We start from the raw sequence: 2,770 nt of genomic DNA, 5'->3' as shown, positions 1-2,770 counted from the left end.
ATATTATAAATAAAAGTAATTTTAAAATTATAAAAATATATATTAAAACCCTATACCAATATATTATAAATAGTGGTATAGGGTGATTTTTTTAGCAACGGATTTATCCGAAATGTTTCGCCGACACGTCGCTCAAGCGAAGCGAATTTTTATTTGTATAAACTTGAATTTAACGACTGTATATTATTAATAAAAATAGCATTATTAATATTAGGATTTTTATTTAAATAATCTTCTAAATCAATATTATAATATCTAGGGTCAACAATATGAATTTTACCGTAATTACTAGTTAAAAAAGGTAAAAAGCTGTGAGCATAAGAGTCCTTAAATACTATAACCTCATCAGAAATACTACTATCTCCGTAAATAACAGCAAAAGCAGGATCTCCATGCAAGAAATACTGATATTTGTTTTTGCCACTAAGTTTATCTTTATCATAAAGAGTATTATAAGTATTATCAAAATCAACTTCTATTTTAAAATCATTAAAATTAGAATATGAGTATATAAAGTCTCCTTTAATACCACTAAGTAAAGCCTTAGAATAATAAGTTCCTAAAAAGTTATCACTCACCTTATTATAATTATCATAAAGGTCTTTAGCATTATAATCGTATTTAAACATATCTAAGTATGTAATATATGCACCAAGTTGAGTCCAATGGTGGTCAGTATTAAAGTATATATATTTATCTTTGTTTTTATTTAAAACTTCATAAGGAGTATAAAAGTTTAAATAATCATATGATGATAATTTATCATTAATATAATCTAATTTAYTTTTTTGATTATCATTTATAGAAAATTTAGGTAAATCATCTTTATAAAATTCAATAGAAGTAGGTATAACCATAAAGGTTGATTTTATATTTTGCTTTTCATTCATAAATGAAGAAAGTTTCAATATATTAGATATATTTTTATCTACTGCATCTTTATTAAAATTATATTCTTCCATAAGTCTATTATCTTTTCCAACATAAATATCTCTAAATTCTCTTTGTCCAATTAAATAATTATAGTTATTTTTTAATTTTATAAAACTACTTCTAAAAGGAAATTGATCTGATGAATACTTATCAAGGTTTTTCATAAATCTTTTGCTAGAAATATTATCCCATGATAGTTTTGGAAGTTGAGTTAATATTTTATTTTCAATTTCACTAACTTTTTTATCTTCAGTAAATAAAGTTATAATTGGTACACTAAATATAAAAATTAGAAAGAAAGCTATCGTAACAAATTGCATTATTTTTTTATTATTCATAAATTCACCAACTTCCTAAATTAAAATCTAAAATATAAAAATGGATTAAATGATGCATCTACTAAAAATGCTACAGATAAAATCATACCAAATACTAAAACTATAATTCTTATATACTTATATCTATCTAAAATATTCTTTACAATAGGTGTAACGCAGATGATAGAAAATAATATAAGTAATATATTTGGAATTAAATAATAGAAAAATGTTTTATCTACTATAGAATTACCTAAGTTAAACATAGAGTTTAAATAACTTAATACACCACTTAAATTATCTATTTCAAATAAAACAAAGCCTATTATAACTAAAAACATAGTATAAAGATGATTTGTCCATTTAGGTATCTTTTTTAAATATTCTAATAAGAATAATTTTTCAAATACTAAAATAATTCCAAAGTAAAGTCCCCATAATATAAAGTTAAAACTAGCACCATGCCACAGACCAGTTAAAAACCAAACTATAAATATATTAATAAACCATCTGCTTTTTTTGCACCTATTTCCACCAAGAGGTATATAAACATAATCTCTAAACCAAATTCCTAAAGAAATATGCCATCTTCTCCAAAATTCAGTAATTGATTTTGATATATATGGAAAATTAAAATTTTCTAAAAAATCAAATCCAAAAATTTTACCAAGTCCAATTGCCATATCACTATATCCACTAAAATCAAAGTAAATTTGAAGGGTAAAGCATATAATACCTAACCATGATGTTAATAATGATAATGTATCATATGGTGTACTTTTTACACTGTACCATATTAACCCTAAATTATTAGCTAGTATTACTTTTTTACATAGCCCAATTATAAATCTATAAACACCTTCATAAAATTTATCAAAATTATGTACTCTATTATTTAAATCATGAGATATATCAGAATATCTAACTATAGGACCTGCTACAAGTTGTGGAAATAAAGTAACAAAAGTAGAAAGTGAAATTATATCCTTTTGAACAGGAGCTTCATTTCTATAAACATCTATAGTATAAGACATTGTCTGGAAGGTATAAAAGCTTATACCAATTGGCAATGTAATATTAAGTAAAGCTATATTACTATTAGTAAAATTATTTACTATTGATATAAAGAAATCACTGTATTTAAAGAATCCAAGCAAACTTAAGTTTATTACAATAGAAGAAATAAGAGCAAACTTTGCCTTATAAGTTCCTCTATATTTATCAATAATTAATGCGTGTGTATAATCTACTATACATGAAAATAACATGATAAGAACATAAATTGGTTCTCCATAAGCATAGAATATTAAACTAAATAAAAGTAAAATAAAGTTTTTAAACTTACATGGAACTAAATAGTAACAAAATAAAACTAAGGGTAAGAAATAAAATAAAAATGTTATACTACTAAATACCAATATATCACCATCTTTCAATTATAAAAAATTCGCTTCGCTTGAGCGACGTGTCGGCGAAGCATTTAGGATACATCCGTTGCTCAAAATATAATTTTTTACTTT

The 2,770-nt window shown here is 23.5% G+C and carries 2 protein-coding genes; both read right to left on the bottom strand.

The window, feature by feature from the left end; translation table 11 throughout:
* Positions 1-149: 149 nt before the first annotated feature.
* On the bottom strand, positions 150-1,271 hold the full coding sequence (locus G3997_RS08435; RefSeq protein ID WP_296645350.1) for a DHHW family protein: 1,122 nt from the start codon (positions 1,269-1,271) through the stop codon (positions 150-152).
* Between the two features lie 20 nt (positions 1,272-1,291).
* Positions 1,292-2,686: an MBOAT family O-acyltransferase gene (locus G3997_RS08430; protein ID WP_330616130.1), complete on the bottom strand. Its 1,395-nt coding sequence runs from the start codon at positions 2,684-2,686 to the stop codon at positions 1,292-1,294.
* Positions 2,687-2,770 lie beyond the last annotated feature (84 nt).

The sequence above is a fragment of the Romboutsia sp. 13368 genome, assembly GCF_018336475.1.
GTDB lineage: Bacteria > Bacillota > Clostridia > Peptostreptococcales > Peptostreptococcaceae > Romboutsia.
The sequence above is the reverse complement of the archived record's forward strand: the minus strand, read 5'-3'. Positions and strand labels throughout refer to the sequence as shown.